Genomic DNA, 17585 nt, shown 5'->3' with positions numbered 1-17585 from the left:
GACCAGCAGCGCCTCGGTGCTGTTCACCTACAACCTGGTGCGGATGACGCCCGAGAATGCCTACAGCGCCGCGATCTATTCCGACACCGACTGCGACGGCGCGCCCGATGCGCCGCTCAACGGCCCGGTGGCCGTCGAGGCAGGCGACCGCGTCTGCATCCTGTCGCGGGTCATGGCCAGCGGCGGCATCGGGCCCGGGGCCACGCTGACCTATCGGCTCGACGCGACCTCGACCTTCGAGGCCACCACCGTCACCGCCGTCGCCTCCAACACCGACCGGGTGGAGACCGGCAGCCGCCTGGGCCAGCTCAAGCTGACCAAGACCGTGCGGAACGAAACCCAGGGCACCCCGGAAGGCACCTCGAACGGCGGCGCGGCAGGCGATGTGCTGCAATACCGCATCCGCCTCGAGAACCTCAGCAACGCCGCCGCGCTCGACGTGGTGATCTATGACCGAACCCCGGCTTACACCAGCCTCGCCGAACCGGTGCCCAGCCCGGTCGCCGTCGGCGGCGCCCTGAGCTGCACACTCGGCGCACCAGCAAACAACCTCGCCGGATACTCCGGACCCCTGCGCTGGGACTGCGCCGGAACATACCCACCCGCTGCCGACGGCTCCCTGACATTCAAAGTCCGAATCAACCCCTGATACCAAACGGAAGACGTAAACCAATGCGGGACCGCGCGAGAGCGCGGTCCTTTTTTCCTGTGGACGCCTCACGGGACCAAGGCCGACACCGAAGCATGCACGTGGAAGAGCGTGTAAGAACCCACAGCAAGGAGCGGGAAAACTCCTGGCGTTAGAGGCATCTTGAGCGCCGCGTTCCTGTACGGGACCTCCGATACAATAGCGGTGAAGTAGCCGGGTGAAGGCAACGGCCCGAGGCGTCTCCGGGAGGAGCGTAGATCGCGCCGCGAAGGCGCTGACGGGCTAGTGCTGCGAACGGGGCATCGGAGACCGGCGACGCGCGATCCGGGGGCCTTGCAGCCAACCGAGACTCTACAGTGGCTTGCCGCGACGAAAACGCCTGTGCCGGGGCTCGGAGTGTCCGCGCCGCTGTGACAGCGGGGACATGAGCCGACACAGGCAAAGGGGTCAGGATGCATGCATCCTGACCCCATACTCACCACAACGGTTGGCGCCGCCTTCAGACACCCCGCAGCGCGGGGAACGGCCTCAGAAAATCTCGATATCCGCGGCCAGTCCGACCGGGCTGCCGATACCGGCGAGAGTGATCGAATTTCCGCCGCCAAAATCGAACACCACGTCGCCGTCCACCACGCTCGCGAAGCGGTCGACGACCTGGGCCTCGGTCAAGCCGCCGCCCCAAAGCGCGTCGTCGAGATGCAGACCATCCATGGCGCTGTCATAATCGGTTATTTCGTCGTCGCCGATCTGCGAGCCGAAAAAGACGAACGTATCGGCCCCGGCGCCGCCCGAAGCGGTATCGTTGCCGCCGCCGATCCGGATCCTGTCGTCGCCACTGCCGCCGTACATGCAGTCCGCGCCGAGGGCGCCGGTCTGATCGTTATCGTTCAGATTATCGTCGCCGGAACCGCCGACCATGGTATCGCGCCCACAGCCACCGTCGAGCGTATCATTGCCGGATTGGCCGGCAAGCCAGTCGTGGTTGACGCCACCGTAGAGGACGTCACCATCGGCCCCGCCGAACAGGCGGTCGTCGCCTGAGCCGCCCGCCAGTGTGTCCGCGCCTCCCGCGGCACAGATCAGGTCGGCACCGGCGCCACCGAGGAAATGGTCCTGCCCCCAGAAGCCATCTTGAGCTACGTCCTCGATCACGTCGTTGCCATTGCCGCCCGACACCATGTCACGGCCGAGCCCACCTTGCAGGCGGTCGTCTCCGTCGCCGCCGAACAGCCGGTCGCTCTCGGCGCCGCCGTTGATGCTGTCTGCACCGGCGCAGCCCCACAGCGTGTCGGCGCCGGTGTCGCCTGACACAATGTCGTCGCCATTCCCGCCGTAAAGCACGTCGTTGCCGGCGCCACCGTTGGCCGTGTCGTGACCAGTGCCGGCAAACAGCCTGTCGCCCCCGTTGCCACCGAAGATGAGGTCGTCGGCAGCGCCGCCATTCAGATCGTCCGCGCCCGCACCGCCGCGAAGCACGTCATTGCCGTCGTCGCCAGAGATCACGTCGCGGCCATTGCCGCCGTCGATCGTATCCCGGCCGCTGTCTCCGGACAGTCGGTCATCGCCGCCACTGCCCCAGATCCGATCGGCGCCGATCCCGCCGCTGACCGCATCATCGCCGCTACCACCCCAGATACGGTCGTCGCCGCCGAAACCCCGGATGACGTCATCATTAAGACCGCCTGCGATCAAGTCGCCACCGGCGGAGCCGAGGATCGCGGTCAGCACATCGCTCGCATCGCGGTCGACGTCGTTGATCACGATACCCCCGTCCAGCTGAAACCCGTCCGGCACCACGTTCTGCGGATCGACATAGCTGATGTCGGTCAGGCTGTCGAAATCCGGCACCAGATCGAGCGTGATGAAGTGATGCTCCTGATTTTGCCCGTTCGAGCCGCCATCGTTGTTCATGTCGACGCGCGCGCCCTCGAGCGCATAGAAAATTTGCCCGCCGGCCGGCGTCTCGATCAGAAGCCACGGTTGCGGAAGACCGCCGGCATCGTTGTGACCGCCGTTGAAAGCCACGATCCGGACGTTGGAAGGAAGGTTGTCGAGATCGAGAAACTGACCCTCGATACGGATTTCGTCCCGCGTCGGATCAAAATCCTCGAGACGGCCGACAACCAGACTGGAGACATTTGAAATGTTGGTGAAATTGAATGTGTCATTGCCGCCGCCGGTCCGTGCGTGGTGACCGTGTGAGAATTGGGTTATAAGATCAAAGTCCAAATTATCCCAATGATTGCGCGTATTGTCATGCCCACCACTAAAGGTGTGAATTTGGCTCAACCCGTCAGTGGCTGTATACGTTCTGATCGGCATGGTCACTCTCCCGGTCGCTAGCCGTACTGGCTACTACTGGGCCGTACAGGCCCGCTCACGAGAGCATTAATCGCAGGCCCCAAGTGACATTTGGACCTGCTCAGAAGAACGGAGGTCGGCAAAGGAGAAGCAATGCGCTATACGAAGCTGACAGAAATCATCCCGGACAGAGACCTGAACCTGTCCTTCGGTGATCATCCTATACATTCGAGAACGGACCGATCGAGCCGAATTGGGCAGCGTGACAATCCGAGTGGGTTGTTTGATTAATTTTTCGTATTTCAGCCAAATAGATTTCGGATGAATTCCAATAAACAACGAAACACTTGCTGAACGCTTGGTCTGGTATTCAGCAAGCATCGGGAGTTGACGGAATGGCCCCAGCAGGCTGACGCGTCAGGCCTGCACGACCCAGCTTGGATCATCTTGCAGATCGCCAGAAGGAACCTGCCGCGAGATGCGGCAGACCGTTGTTTCAGCCACCCAGGAACCGGTCGAGCTGGTCCCACAGGCTGTCATCGAGCTTGAGGCGCAGCTTGAGATAGAAGCCGTCCTCGTAGAACGGGCTGTCATAGGGCAGCGTTTCACGGGAATGGTTGTAGCCCAGGGACACCATCACCCCCTCGTCAACCACGAGGCCCGCCTCCACACCCAGAGCCTGGCTGGAGTATCCGCTGTCGTCCCACATGTGATAGGCGTTCAGCGACGCCTCGAGACGGTTCGGGATGACTTCCCCCGTCACGCCACCCTGCACCAGCTGCATCAGACCCGCGGCCTCGGTGCCGCTCTCGTAGCCCTGCGCGCTGTACTGGCCGGCGTATTTGCCGTTCAGACGCAGGCGCGGATTGGCGTCCCATGTACCGCCGACCGACCAGAGGTGATCGACGCTGCGGGTGTTCTCGATTTCCAGACGGTTCTCGTACCATGCCAGCACATTCAGGCGGGCTTCGGACTTCGGACGATAGGCCATCCCGGCGCGCAGGCGGTGGCGGTGGCGCTCGGGCCCGTCACCGCGGCCGTCAAAGGCGTAGCGGCTGCGTGCCAACACCGTCAGGTCAGGAGAAACCTGGCCCGCAAGACCGAAGTCGGTGTAGGCGGTATAGCCGTCCGCCTCAAAGGTCTGGTCAAGTGCCGCCTCGCCGATCCAGCGGCCGTCTTCTGACGTCCACTTGGCACCAAGGGCAAGGCTGGTCAGGCCGCTTTCGGGAGTGCCGATATCAAAGCTGTGCTCCAGCCCGGCGCGCAGCGAAACACGTTCGTTCAGGTCCCACTTGCCGTTGAACCCCTGCACGACCTGTGTGCCCTGCTCGCGGGCCGAGGTCATCTCTGACCGCCCGGTCAGCCATTCGGTGATACGGTACTCGGCGCCGATCTGCGCGCGCGTCAGCGCATCGCCCTGCGGTCCGAAGGACAGCTCTGCCTGACCAAAGAACCGGATCCCGTCGCGCATCTCATATTCCCCGCCGATCAGAAGGGTGCCCTGTTCGACGCCCGCAAAGGGCAACTCGAGATCGAAGTCGAGTTTGACGCCGGGGGTGGATGCGGGACGCCATTGTGCGGATTGCAGCCAGAGGATCTCGGTCCCCTCCTCCGCATCCTTGCGCAGGTCGCGCGCCCAGCGGATGCCATCGGTGCGGATCGTGGTGTCGCTTATCTTACGGCGGATGCCAACGTCTGCGCTGACGCGCTCCGTGTTTTGCACCCGGTCGTTGGTGTATTCCGCGCTGGCCGACAGACTGGAGGCATCGGTCAGCTTGCTCTCATAGGACATCTTCACCTGATCGGTCCCCGGCCGCACCGGCGCGCCGGGAGGCGCGAAATCCTCGCTGGCAGTCGAAGCTTCCAGTTGGAAGCGGCGGTCGGTGGTCTGGTACTCATAGGCGATGCGCGCGGCAGTGCCCTCGGTGCCCTCGCCATTGACGGAACGGGCGATCTCAGCCTGAACGCTGGCATTCTGGCCGACCTGTTGTTCGATAAAGGCCGCGTCGATGGAAAAGCGCTCGTCGGTGCCTGCCGGCCCGTCCGATCGGACGGTGCGTGCGCCGATGCGGGTACGGTCCGACAGGTCGACGACGCCCTCGGCACCATAGAGCCAATAGGTCTCGGCCCCTTCGCCTTCGATCTGATAGCTCACACGAACCGAGATCGGGTTGCCGTTCTCGTCCGCCTGGCGGATCGGGTAGTCGAAGATGATGGTGTTGCGGAAATAATCCAACGTATAGTCGATCAGACGGCGCAGGCGCTGGGTCGAGATGACCTCGCCGGTGTCTTCGTCGCGCACGAGGATTTCCACCAGATCGGTGCCTTCGCGGAAATCGCTCAGGTCGATGTCGTAGGGCCCCGAGATACCGCGACCGGAAAATTCCGCCGTGCGGCTCTGCTGCGCGGTACGCGCGGCGAAGACCGTCACGCGGGCATTCTCGCCTTCCCAATGCGCCTTTACGCCGGTGGTCACGTCGCGGTAGCCGCCGAGCTTGAAGGCCGGGTCTTCGGGCTCGATCGCGATGTCACCATAAAGGATGTAGGACGCGCCCTTTTCCACCTTCACGAAGAGGTTTGTCGAGGATTGTGCGTCAAAGCCGCGTTCCGAATTGTCGCCGTAGACCGGATAGTATTCGTCGGCGCGGATATCGCGGAACAGCCGGTCCTCGGTGTCGCGGTCCGAGCTGTAGCGCAAGCTCAACAGCGCGTCGCCACGAATGCGTCCCTTAAGGTACAATTCGCCACGCAGGCCCGACACCGTGTCTTCGAAGGAACTCAGTGCCTGTCCGTCGGTGTTGAATCCACCGTCCTTGAGGCCCACGGAACCCTCGATGATGCCCACCAGAATACGGTCGGCCAGGTCGGGTTTGAACAGGATCCGTGCAGTGTCGTTGCCGAAGCTGCTGCGCACGCTGATCGTTTCCGGGCCGGAATTCTGCGGCGCGAGAAGGTCAAAGGTCGCCTCGCCATTGTCGATATAGGCCTGCACACCGGGCTGGTCGTCGCGGATGTCGGTCACGTCCCATGCACCGTTGCGCGCCTCCACCGTCACCACACTTGCGGCCTGTGCCGGGTTGCCGCGCGCATCGAGGATGCGCACAACCACAGGGATCGCGCTGCCCGGCGAGGCCGAGGCCTCGGGCGGCGCGACAATCTCGATCCGGGCGGGATCGCCCGGGGCGGTGATGGTGATCTCGGCCGATGCGCGCGCGATGCCGAAAGGATCGGTTCCGGTCAGGCGCAGCTTGTTCGGGCCGGGGTTCAGGCGCAGGGCCACGTATTCCTTTGCTTGCAGATTGCCACCTTCCCAAACCGCGTGTTCCCCGACGCGGTCGCCACCGATTTCCTGGCCATTGACCTCAAGCCGCAAGGTCAGGTCGGCCGGCCCCTTGGCGCGCAGCTTGAGGCTGCGGCGGTTCACGCGGTCGCCATCCTCAAGCCCGATGAAGCCGAAGCCCTTGCCGAGGTCCTTGATGATCATCTCCAGCGTGCCGGGTGCGGTCTCGGCATTTGCCGCCTCGTCCTGATCGGTGGCGAGGGGCGTGCCGCTGCCGTAGACCTGCGTCGTGGTCGCCAACCCTGCCTCGGACCGGACAGAGCGCCCATCGGGATTGCCTGCATCGATCGGCAGATCGGAAAGCAGGTTGCCATCGGCGTCGTCGCGACCCTCCATCGCCTCGGCCCGTCGCGCAATTTCGGCAAAGGCGGCAGGCGAGCACCCTTCCAACGGGAAATTCTCGGCCCTCAGTTCACCGCGCTTGAGCGCTACAAGGCGGGATCCGGCTTGCAGCATGTCTGCCACCCGTGACACCCGCGGTTTGGCATTCAGCGGCAGTGTTGAGGATTGCAGCGCCAGCACGTGGCTGATGGGCTTCAGGCCAAACAGCGAATACTTACCGTCACGGTCGGTGACCACGGCCAGCCCCTGTTGGGTGACAATCCGCACCCCGGGCACGCCGACCTCGGACTCGTCGTCCATGATGCCGTTTTCGTTGCAATCTAGGAAGACAGTCCCGAGGATGGTGCCCTCGCGGGAGAACACGCCGCCTTCGGCATTCAGCCGCACCCGCGCGCGGGCGGTATTGGACACGCGCTCCTGCCCGGTGCCGGCCTGCTGGCCATACAGCACCGCCTCGTTGATGCGGTCGCCGCTCTTGGTGGTGGGGGTGAAACGGATCACGTATTCCAGCGTCACGCTGGCCAGTGGCTGGATCATGCCTGCGTCAAAGATCAGCTGGCCGGAGCCGTCTACCACCGGGTCGGCGATCTTGCGACCTTCCAGCCGGGCCGAGCCCGACACCAGCACCGCGTTGCGCGGAAGACGGTCGGCGACGCGGGCCTGCAGCAGCGCCTGCTCCATGTTGTTGGTGGCGGTCAGGGTGTAGAGCACGAACTCACCCGCCTGAACCTTGGTCTTGTTGGCGGATTTTTCCAGCGACAACGGGACACCGTAGTACGGATCGAGCGGAACATCGAGTTGACCGATCGGTCCGCCGGAATGCCCGAAGACCAACCCATAGGACGCAAGGTCATCCACCCGGCGGCCGTAACCGGCGAAGCCGTTTCTGACCGAGGGAAAGCTGAACGCGTTGGGCGGCAGGACGACCAACCTGTAATCGCCTGCATCCGCGACACCCAGTTCGGCAAAACCGTCCGCACCCGAGACCGCGCGGGCAACCAGCAGACCCGCCGCGTCGCGCAATTCGACGGCCGCATCGGCGATTGCCGCATTTGTCACGCTGTCGAAGACGAACAGTCCCGGCGAGATCGGCAGATCGGTGGTGGCCGCCAGGTCGCGGCAGGCCACGCTAGCGACCAGCACGTCGCCACTGGTCGATGCGATGACCCCGTCGCCCGCGACCGGGGACATCATGCGGGCGATCGGCAGCGGCGCGGTGTCGAAGACGCCGGTGTTGGGCCCGGTCTCGACGCCGGTGAGGGTTTCAACATCGCCGGTGATCGCGCTGCGCACCTCGATCTGCACGGTTTCTATGGCCGCAGTGGTGTTGCATGCGCCGGACATGGCGCGCAGGGACGTGTCGCTGCCGACTGCGCCGAACTCGGCCCGGTCGCCAGTGGCGGGATCGCGGTATTCGAGCGAAATCAGGTCCGCTCCGTCGCCGGGCAGCCGAACCTCGTTCGAGTTGGCGGACAGCATGCCGCTGGTGCTCGAAACGTAGCCTTTGGCGACGTTGGTCACGCTGGCGGCACCCAGTTCCGCCGGGCGCAGCACGGTGAATTCGAGCTCGCGATACTGCCCGACGAGGTAGGCGCCGGGATGGAAGAATGCGATAGCGTCGATCCGGGCCGGGTCCTCGGGCGGCTGACGCACATATTGATGCGCTGGCGTGCCCTGCAGATGGTACAGCGTGTCCATCGAAAAGGTGCTGCCGGCAGACACGAAGGTGGTGTTCAGCGGGATCGGATCGTGCACCAGAACGCCGCTGGCCGCGACACCGTCGATCATGATCGGCGCGCCCTCTACGTCGCCATACGCGGCAACCGGGCTCAGAGAGTTGTTGTACAGCCGAAGCAGATAGGTGATGAGCGTGCCGTCGCTGGTTTCGGTGCGGGAGAAGGACTTTTCGACTTCAACCGTGGCGTCCACGATCCGAACGCGACCGGTGCCTTGTCCGTATCCGGTCGCCTGGATCGACGTGCCATTGACCTTGCCAGTCACCACGAGGTCGGAGCTGACCGTGTCGCCCGGCATCGCGCCCAAAGACACCTCGCTGGCCAGGATAAGCGCAACCGTTCCGTCGACGGCAAGGTTGAAGGGTTCGCCCGGCGCGATCTCGTAATCGGCCTCGTCGATGATGCCATTGTCGTTCGCGTCGATGTAGACCCTGCGTTCGACGAACAATCCGGGGGTGCCGGTATCGACTATATCGCAGCGCATTTCGAGCGCCACGTTGCCGACGTTCTCAATCCGGAACTGCTGGAACGAGGTGGCGCCGCGCGGGAGTATAAGATCGCTCTGGCCGGAGATTTCAAAGGCGGGGACGGTCGCGACGGTCGCTTCCACCGAGTTGGAGGTCACCGTTTCCAACACGCCGAGACGGGTGTTGAAGTAGGTCGCGGTTGCGGTGTTCCGGATGACCATCCCGCCAGCGGCGGTCTGGGCCAGGGCTGCGGCTGCGTAGCAAGTGGCCAACATGACCACCGCGATCAGAAGCGGGGCGAGGAACTTGAACCAATCTCTGTTCGAGAACAACATGTAAACAACCCGTGCTGAGGTGGGGAAAGATCGTTGAAGGGTGGTCCACCCGGCCCGTGCCGGATGGACCGGGGGTCTTACTCGGACACCTTCACGGTGAACTCGAGCCGGGCGAAGTCGCCGGGGATGACCGTGTTGTGGAAGCTGTCCGCCGTGGTGCCGGTCATCGTCACAGAAGACGAAGGTTCGGCCGGGTAGACGGTGTAGGTGCAGGCACCGCCGCAGGTGTGGATCGTGGAGTAGGCCGGGGCCACGTCACGGATGCGCACGTTTCCTGCGTTGGTCGTGCCGGTGTTCTCCGCTTCGATCTGGTAGCGGATGCACTGACCGGGCTCGACGTCGAGACGGTTCTTGGTGAAAGTGCCGACAGTCCCGTCGCAGTTGGCGTCGATGTACTGCATCTTGGTCAGCGTCACGTCACCCGAGACGATCACCACCTTGTCGTTGACCGCGTTGTCGGCCGCGTTGACATCGGTATCCACACCCGCATTCAGCGTATCCGCCAGGGTGATGGTACCGACTTCAGACACGCCGGCGATCGAGGAGGACGGCGTCTGGACACGGTAGATCAGCGAGATCTGATCGCCGGCCGCCAGACCGTTGCTACCAGGTGCGATGCCGTCGACGAGGTCGTCGAAGTTGTCGACGATCACCTCGGTCGCGTCGATCACGCCGTTCTGGTTGGCGTCCCAGTAGACCGCGCCGGAGAAGTCGACCAGACCGCTCTCGGTGATCGCGCCCTCGGTGATGGCCACGTTCGAGTTGTTGGTGACGGTGTGCACCATGTCGACGATGCCGCCGGGGGCTGCCTGGGCTTCCTGATCGGCTTCGATCGCGACATCGACGACCTTGTTGATGGTCACCTGGTTGACGATCCGGTCGGACTGGCCGGTCACGGCCGATGAGACGAGAATGTCGATCGGGTTGTCGCTCGGCGGAGAGCCTTCGGTCGGCGTAATGACGACGTTGAAGTCCTTGTTGCCGCCCGCCGGGATGGTGCCGGTGTTGGACACCACGGTGCCGTCAAGCGTCTGGAACTCCACGGTCCAGCCGGCCGGGATGGCCTGTACCAGCGACAGGTTGAAGCTGTCCGAGGTAGTGCCCCCATTCTCGACGTTCATCGGGAAGGTCACGGCAACGCCGGGATCGGTGTTCTGCGTTACCCAGGGAAGACCGCCGTTGGTTGGTGCCGCGCCGTCGCCTTCAGAGCCGGCGACCTTGTTCTCGAGGTCGATGGCCGATGCCAGCACCGCGCCGGTGTATTCGGCGGTCGAGCTGTCGAAGGTGCCGCTGTTTTCGGAAGTCGCCACCACGTTTGCGGTGAATTCCGAGGTCGGAACCGGTGAGACGTCGGTCGGCAGGGTCGCCAGCAGCGTCACCTTGACCGTATCACCCGAGGCCAGCGGACCCACGGTGCCGACGATCGGTGTCGCGCCGTCTTCAGCGACCATGCGGAACGTGGTGCCAGCCGGGAAGTCGACGTTCGAGACATCCAGCGTGTAGCTGTCGGTCACGTTCGAGGTGTTCGAGATCACGAATTCGAACGGGATCGTCGCACCCTGGTAGACATCGGCGTTGTCGGTGACGATGTCGTTGGCGGTGCCGTCGGTATCGGTTGCCGAAGCAACGGTGCCGTCACGGGTGCCGTCCAGGTTGATCCTGGTGTCGTCGATTTCCAGACGGAACTGCTCGTCCACGGTCACCGAAGCGGTGTTCGAGTCCGGGAAGGCCGCGCCGTCGACTGTCTGCGTCGCGGTGTTGGGGATGATACCCGCGGGAGCGCCATCGGCAATGGTGGCCTTGAAGGTCACGCTGCCCGAACGGCCCGAGGGGATCTGGCTGATCGCGAACTGCAGGGTTTGCGCCGCGTCATAGTGCCAGGCGATGGTCTGCCCGCCGCCGTTGGTCTGGTCGGTAGCGTTGGCGGCATTGGCTTCGTCCAGCGGACCTGTCGAATCCGACCAAGAGGCCGAGTTCGGTACGTAGTTCAGGCGCCCGTCGAGGATGTCGCGCACCACGTAGTTGTCGGCAGCCACGAGACCGGTCGACGAGTAGGTCAGCGTGATGGTGACTTCGTCGCCTTCGTCGACGATGGCGTTGTTGCCGGTGCCCGAGGCTGGATCGACGGTCATCGACTTGACGACCTCGACAATGGCGCCGTTCGAGATGGTCAGCGTATCGACGTTGGCATCGGTGATGGTGTTGTCGAGCGCAGAGGTCGCGACCACGTCGATGTTATCAGTGCCAGTCTGGGTCGACGAGGCCGATGCCTCGATGATGAAGCCGTACTGTTCACCTGGCGCCAGAACTGGCGTGGAGGTAATCGGGGTCGCCGAATCCGCGACACCGTCCATGTCGGCATCGGGATAGAAGACCAGGGTTGTATCGAGTGCCCCGGTGTTTTGCTCGGTCGCCGCGAGCGAGAACGAATCCGGTCCGTTACCATCGTTGGTCACGATGTGCGGCAGGAAGGCCTTGCCGCCTGGCGCGATCGATTCACTGTTGTCCGAGACAAGGGTCAGGCCCGCGACCTGCTGCACGATGGTTTCGACCTTGTTCGAGGTCACGGTGATCGTGTCGCCGGCGCTGTTGGTATATGTGGCAACCGCCTGGTTGCCGATGACGGAACCGGCCTCGGGGGCGGCGGCAAAGGCCGCTGTCCCAAGGGCTGTCATTATTGCGGCTGCACTGACGCCGCGCTGGAAGTGCGCATGATAATTCACTGTATTCACCTTTAAACGTTGGTTTGGACGAACCGGACGGTCAGTTCACGACGACCCGGTAGGAGTTGAGCGCCTGCTCTCCGGCAGAAAGCTCCGCGTCGAGGGTCCAGCGGACCGCTTCGACGATCTCTTGCGGCACCGGCTCGAGACGGACCGTGCCGTCCTCGGCGATGACCTTGCGAACGGCCGGGAGAGTGGACCATTCCAGCCCCGGAAGCTCCGGGTCCATCTCGGCCTGGATTTCGAAGCTGGCATCGTGCGAGCTCTGCTCGCTGCCCAGTCGCAGGCTGACGCCGTCCGGGACTGGTCCGACGACCACCAATTCCCTGATCGGATCCTCGGTGAGGTTCTCGTGCTCGATGGTGAAATGGATCACTTCGCCGGGTTTGACTGTGTCGCGTTCGACAAGCTGCTCGACCCCCTGTTCGTCGAGCTCAACGATGTTCATGCCAATGAACGATCGCAGTTCGTCGGCCGGGAGGGCGAGCGCGGTACTTGTTAAGATCGCGGCAGCCAGGCCTCCGCGCATGAAAATGGATACTGGATACATCCTGTGTCTCTCCTGTTTCTGTCTGTGACGGCGTTCGGAGCTCTTGCGCTAATGCCTTTCAAGCGCTTTGGATTGCCGCCGGCCGTGCAGTGACATTCGCGAGATAAGCCTTTGAAAAACATCCCGTTATCCGAATAGAAGGATTAGACTTTGGGACTTGAGGTTGCGACTTTTGCGCCTTCGAGACTTCTTAAGGCGCGAGGATGGCGTCGCCGGATAGGCAGAAATGACCTTTCGCATAGGGCGCAGATTGGGGCGTGCTCACCCCATTGATAAGGCACCCGCAACAATGCGCGGTCGGTCATCCGATTGCGTCCGGGTCTGGTCATTTGACCGAATCGTCCGAAGGACGATTCAACCGACGCTGTACGGAGGGATAACGATGAAACGAAAAAGGCCGCCCCTGGGGGCGGCCTTCGTTAACAGGCTGGACCTGCGCTGTGGTGCTAGGCGAACCCGGCTTCCTTCGCGATCATCGCCGCATGGGTCCGGTTGCGCGCGTTCAGCTTGCGGCTGAGCGTCTTGACGTGCAGTTTCACCGTCACTTCCTGAAGATCGAGGTCGCGGGCAATGGCCTTGTTCGATTGCGCCTTTGTCAGACCGATCAGAACCTGTTTCTCACGCTCGGTCAGAAGCTTGTCGAAGGAGTGCGCCGGATCGTCATCGGCCTGCGCCATGAAGCTGACCGGGGCAAAGGTTTCGCCAGCCGCCATGAACCGGACCGCGTTGCGCAATGACTTAGCGGCCATCGTCTTGGGCAGGAAACCGGCGGCCCCGGCGGCAAGCGCCTCTTCCGCGACAGCGCGCGACGCCGTTCCCGACAAGATGCCGACGGGGTTTCGCCCGTTGGCTTCGATTGCCGCAGCCAAGCCATCGAGCCCGTTCATGCCCGGCATCTCGAAGTCCAGCAGAACAAGCTCGAAGGGCCCTTTCTGCTTTATGAGGGCCATCGCACCGTTAAGGTCGTCCGCCGTGTGGACCTGAATACCATCGCCCTCGAGGAATGCAGCGATCGTATCGCGTACCAGTTCGTGGTCGTCTGCTAAAAGAACATGCATCTGTCTCGTCCTATCCAGCCGCTGTACCGGCCACTTGTAACCCAACTTTCCTGTCCACTCACCGACCTGTCGCAGGCCGGGATTTGGTGAACGCCATTTGCAATTCACATTCTCGTTTAGAGGCACCAGTGAGGTTCGATCAACCTTTATGTGTTTCACCGATACGACTGCAACCGGGCCACTATACCAAAGATTATGGCAAGTATACGAAACCGCTCATGCAATAGCCATTCTTGCAGGCCTAATGTGACCGGGAACAAGAGCCCGAAGAATAGCGATTGAGAGGATACCATGAGAACTGACTACAAAACCAAGATTTCCAAGGCATTGACACTGGTTGCCACCCTTGCTCTGACCTCGACCGTGGCAGTCGCCGAGATGCTGGACACTCCAAAGGGCGATGTCATCCTGACCGTGAGCGGCAATGTCCATGCCGCCAACGAAGACGGTGCGGCGGTGTTCGATCTCGAGATGCTGGAAAGCATGCCGGCGACCGAATTCACCACGACCACGATCTGGACCGAGGGCGACATGACCTTCACGGGCGTAGAATTGGGCGCCTTCCTCGAGGCACTGCATGTCGATGGAGAGATGATCGATGCGACGGCGATCAACGATTATGCCGTCGAGATCCCGATCAGCGACGCAGTCGAAGGCGGTCCCATCCTCGCCTACAAGGTCAATGGCGAATACATGCCGCGGCGGGACAAAGGGCCGATCTGGCTGGTTTATCCCTATGACTCGAACTCGGACTACAGGTCCGAGACGATTTATAGCCGCAGCATCTGGCAACTCGACCGGCTGAGCGTCAGGTAACCGGGTGTTCTGGAAGGCGGCAATGGCAGCGGACGCGCAAACATCTCACGAGGGGCGTTCACGGTTCGGCAAACTCAGGTTGCTGATGTTCGTGATCGTCATCGGCGGTTCTGCCGCCGCCGCCCTCATTTCCGTCGAACTGAGCGGCAAGATTGCCGACCTGCGCGCAGTTCCGCGCGACAACGTCCAGTGGAACACCGCGCAGCTTGAAGTGGACTACCTGAAGATGGAGGCGGCGCTTGACGCCGCCCTCGAAGATCCTGCCGCGCTCGAAGATTTTCGCAAGCAGTACGACATCTTCTACAGCCGCGTGAAGGTTCTGGAGGGCGCTGTAAATTCGCTGCCGCTCGACCAGAAAGAGGGTTTGCGCGCGAACCGCTATCAACTCGACCACTTCCTGATGGATACGGTCCGGCTGGTGGATTCCTCGGATGAAGTGCTTTTTGATTCCCTGCCCGAAATCGACGCCAAGCTGGAAACGGTTCGCGAAGCTCCGCGCCGCTTCGCGCTGGGAACGGTGCAGGTGATGGCAGATGTGTCCGACGCACAAAGGTTGGAAATCATCGACCTCCTGCGCCGCCTTGCCCTGGTGACGCTGTTCGTGATCGGGGCGCTGATCCTGACCCTTGCAGCGATGACGTACCAGAGGCTGGAATTGTCACGTCGTGCCGCCACCATCGTCCATGCCGGGCGCATGCAGGAATCGACCCTGCGCGCCTCTCTGGATGCGATCGTGGTCATTGACGAGAAGGGCCGGATATCGGACTTCAACGGCTCTGCGGAAAAGGTCTTTGGCTTCGCGCGCGAGGAAATCCTCGGAAAGCGGCTGTCCGAAACCATCATTCCGCCAAGCTTTCGCGAAGCGCATGCCAAGGGCTTTTCCAATTACACCACATCCGAGCAGTCCGGCATCGTGGACAAGGGCCGGTTGGAACTGACCGCTCTGCACAAGGACGGCCACGAATTTCCCATTGAGATCTCCATATCCGAGACGCGGGGTGAAAACGGGCCGAACTTCGTGTCGTACATCCGCGACATCACCGAAGAGAAGCTGGCCAAGGCCGAATTGCAGCAGGCCCGCGACGACGCGCTGACGGCATTCCGCGAAAAGTCGCATTTCTTCGCGGTCATGAGCCATGAGATGCGTACCCCTCTCAACGGCATCATGTCGGCGCTCAACCTGATACGCGACGAACCGATGACACAACAACAGGAGCGGTATGTTTCCATAGCGGAATCCTCTAGCAAGGTCCTGTTGTCGCACATCGACGATGTCCTGCTGATCGAACGACTGGATTCAGGCGAGATCACGGCCTCATTGGCGCCGTTCCGGCCGGCCAAGCTGATCGACGACGTGATCGAAGGCATGCGCCCAGTGGCCAGCGAACAGAACACCAAGCTTCAGGTCTCGCACTCCGATGCCGACAACACCGTGATTGGCGAGGCGCGTGCATTGCAGCAGGTGGTCATGAATCTGGTCAGCAATGCAATCAAGTTCACGCCCAGTGGCAAGGTGACGGTCAGCACTGACATGCAACCGGCCGGGGACGACGATGTGACACTCACCGTCACCGTGGCCGACACCGGGATCGGCATGAGCGAGGAAGACCAGGCGCGGATTTTCGACGATTTCGTAACCGTGGATTCGCCCTACGAAAGAACCGCTGCCGGGACCGGGCTTGGTCTGGGCATCGTGCGCCGGCTGGTTCAGCAGATGGACGGCGAAGTGACCTGTGAAAGCAGCCCCGGCAAGGGCACGACCTTCCGAGTAACGGCCAATATGTCGCGCTGCGCCGGCCTGTCACAGAACGACGCAGCGCCGAAACACACCGCTCCGCGCGCGTCCGCGACCCCGCTCTCCGTTCTCGTGGTCGAGGACAACCCGATCAACGCAGAGGTGCTGGAGGCGATGCTGCTGCGCGAAGGTCACAGGGTGGCGCTGGCCCGCGACGGGTTCGAAGGGGTGCACCTGGCCAGCCGCGAGCATTTCGATCTCATCCTGATGGATGTCAGCATGCCGAACATGAACGGTATTAAGGCGGCACATGAGATCAGAGCCTCGCGCGGCCTGTCGAAGAATTCGCCGATCTATGCGGCAACCGCCCATGCCATGCCCAACGAGGTCGAGGAATTCATGGCGGCGGGAATGCGCGGCTGCATACTCAAGCCGATCCGCCCGGATGAGCTTCGCAAACTGCTTGTCGATGTTGCGGCGGATCGCGACGCGGGCACATTGGTCGAAGCTGCGTCCGCGCCGATGTCTAACACGCAAACGCAGGAACCGCTGATAGATCGTGACACGCTCGACACCGTCGCCGAGCTGCTGGGCCCGGAAAACTTCTCGACCAAACTGCAGGCCTTCCGGACAGAATCCGAGGATGTCATGACCGGCATCACTGAGGCTCGCGAATCCGGCGACATCCCGAGCCTGCTACGTCACGCGCACCGGCTTGCCGGGTCTTGTGGCGTCTTCGGCGCCTCAAGATTGCTGGGTGATCTGCAGGCCCTGGAAGAATTGTGCAAGGCCGAGGACAACGCGGCCGCAATCGAGACCGCGGCGACCGCGGAAGAGACCTGGAAATCCACCCGAGAAGCGTTGCGTGATCTCGCCGGTCCGAGATGAAGAGGGGCCGCGCACGCAAAGCATCCGGCGCCGGTCTATGCGGATATCGCGGAAGGAACGACGGCCACTGGCGCTGAACTTGCCGGAGGTGTTGCTCCGGTCTGCCCTGCAGTCACGGCGCAATGCAGTCTGCAGCGCTGGATGAAAACCCTATTCAGATTCAATGTGCTAGCAAGGTTTCGGACTATTGGCGGTGCTGTCAGACAAATTCGAACCAGTCTCAGCTTAGGCAGTGAAACGGCCTTTTATGCCGCGCAGAGACCCCGCCACTCGGCGAGCGCCTCGGTGCGATTGGCCTTTAAGAAAGGTCTGCTCGAAAGGCTCCGTTCCTGGTTGAAATGGTTCGTGACGGAGGCGTGGTCGGCAGCGAACTTCTGAAGACTGCGCATGCGCCGGAACCGAAGCATCGCCCTCTCTCGTCGTCGAACTGGCAGATGGGAGTTTTCTGCCCTGTTGTTCAACCAGCGGCCTGTCTCCTGCTGTGCGCTGACTCCAATCTCCTTCAGCGCCGCCCGGCAGGACCGCAACTGGTCCGTGACGAAGCACCTAACCCGCCCATGCTTGCGCATTGCTTTCTTGAGAAATTTCAGTGCGGCAACTTTGTCGCGCCGCTTCGTCACGAAGCTTTCGAGCACCTCGCCCTCA

At 62.5% G+C, this 17585-nt stretch carries 8 protein-coding genes and 1 pseudogene; 3 read left to right on the top strand and 6 right to left on the bottom strand.

The window, feature by feature from the left end:
• Positions 1-649 (top strand): annotated as a pseudogene (locus AC04PT_RS19655) (GEVED domain-containing protein); the annotation flags it as partial.
• Between the two features lie 528 nt (positions 650-1177).
• Here AC04PT_RS19655 and AC04PT_RS19650 read toward each other — a convergent pair.
• The 5 genes from AC04PT_RS19650 to AC04PT_RS19630 form a co-directional block, all read right to left on the bottom strand.
• A complete protein-coding gene (locus tag AC04PT_RS19650) occupies positions 1178-2878 on the bottom strand; it encodes a calcium-binding protein (protein WP_482875491.1) in 1701 nt (566 codons plus the stop codon).
• 568 nt (positions 2879-3446) lie between these two features.
• Positions 3447-9170 carry a hypothetical protein gene (locus AC04PT_RS19645; RefSeq protein ID WP_482875490.1) on the bottom strand — a complete coding sequence of 1908 codons (5724 nt, stop codon included), beginning with the start codon at positions 9168-9170 and terminating at the stop codon, positions 3447-3449.
• Between the two features lie 77 nt (positions 9171-9247).
• Entirely contained in the window at positions 9248-11845 is a 2598-nt protein-coding gene (locus AC04PT_RS19640) for a hypothetical protein (protein ID WP_482875489.1), read from the bottom strand.
• Between the two features lie 88 nt (positions 11846-11933).
• Positions 11934-12341: a hypothetical protein gene (locus tag AC04PT_RS19635; RefSeq protein WP_482875488.1), complete on the bottom strand. Its 408-nt coding sequence runs from the start codon at positions 12339-12341 to the stop codon at positions 11934-11936.
• 548 nt (positions 12342-12889) lie between these two features.
• A complete protein-coding gene (locus AC04PT_RS19630; protein WP_482875487.1) occupies positions 12890-13501 on the bottom strand; it encodes a response regulator in 612 nt (203 codons plus the stop codon).
• Between the two features lie 291 nt (positions 13502-13792).
• Here AC04PT_RS19630 and AC04PT_RS19625 point away from each other — a divergent pair, with 291 nt between their 5' ends.
• Together AC04PT_RS19625 and AC04PT_RS19620 are read left to right on the top strand one after the other, a co-directional pair.
• Positions 13793-14317, top strand: coding sequence for a putative pterin-binding protein (locus tag AC04PT_RS19625; protein ID WP_482875486.1), 525 nt, complete (start codon positions 13793-13795; stop codon positions 14315-14317).
• A 22-nt stretch (positions 14318-14339) separates the two neighbouring features.
• On the top strand, positions 14340-16940 hold the full coding sequence (locus tag AC04PT_RS19620; RefSeq protein WP_482875485.1) for an ATP-binding protein: 2601 nt from the start codon (positions 14340-14342) through the stop codon (positions 16938-16940).
• Between the two features lie 245 nt (positions 16941-17185).
• Here the strand turns inward: AC04PT_RS19620 and AC04PT_RS19615 are convergent.
• Positions 17186-17585, bottom strand: a 400-nt coding sequence (locus AC04PT_RS19615) for a DDE-type integrase/transposase/recombinase (RefSeq protein WP_482875484.1), incomplete at its 5' end; no start/stop codon positions are given.

It is taken from the genome of Litorisediminivivens sp. KMU-197 (genome assembly GCF_056858395.1).
The sequence above is the reverse complement of the archived record's forward strand: the minus strand, read 5'-3'. Positions and strand labels throughout refer to the sequence as shown.

What these genes read in the sequence shown, in the direction of transcription:
- AC04PT_RS19645 (WP_482875490.1), bottom strand. Translation starts at nt 9,170, where the DNA reads ATGTTGTTCTCGAACAGAGATTGGTTCAAGTTCCTCGCCCCGCTTCTG.
- AC04PT_RS19640 (WP_482875489.1), bottom strand. Translation starts at nt 11,845, where the DNA reads ATGACAGCCCTTGGGACAGCGGCCTTTGCCGCCGCCCCCGAGGCCGGT.
- AC04PT_RS19635 (WP_482875488.1), bottom strand. Translation starts at nt 12,341, where the DNA reads ATGAACATCGTTGAGCTCGACGAACAGGGGGTCGAGCAGCTTGTCGAA.
- AC04PT_RS19630 (WP_482875487.1), bottom strand. Translation starts at nt 13,501, where the DNA reads ATGCATGTTCTTTTAGCAGACGACCACGAACTGGTACGCGATACGATC.
- AC04PT_RS19625 (WP_482875486.1), top strand. Translation starts at nt 13,793, where the DNA reads ATGAGAACTGACTACAAAACCAAGATTTCCAAGGCATTGACACTGGTT.
- AC04PT_RS19620 (WP_482875485.1), top strand. Translation starts at nt 14,340, where the DNA reads ATGGCAGCGGACGCGCAAACATCTCACGAGGGGCGTTCACGGTTCGGC.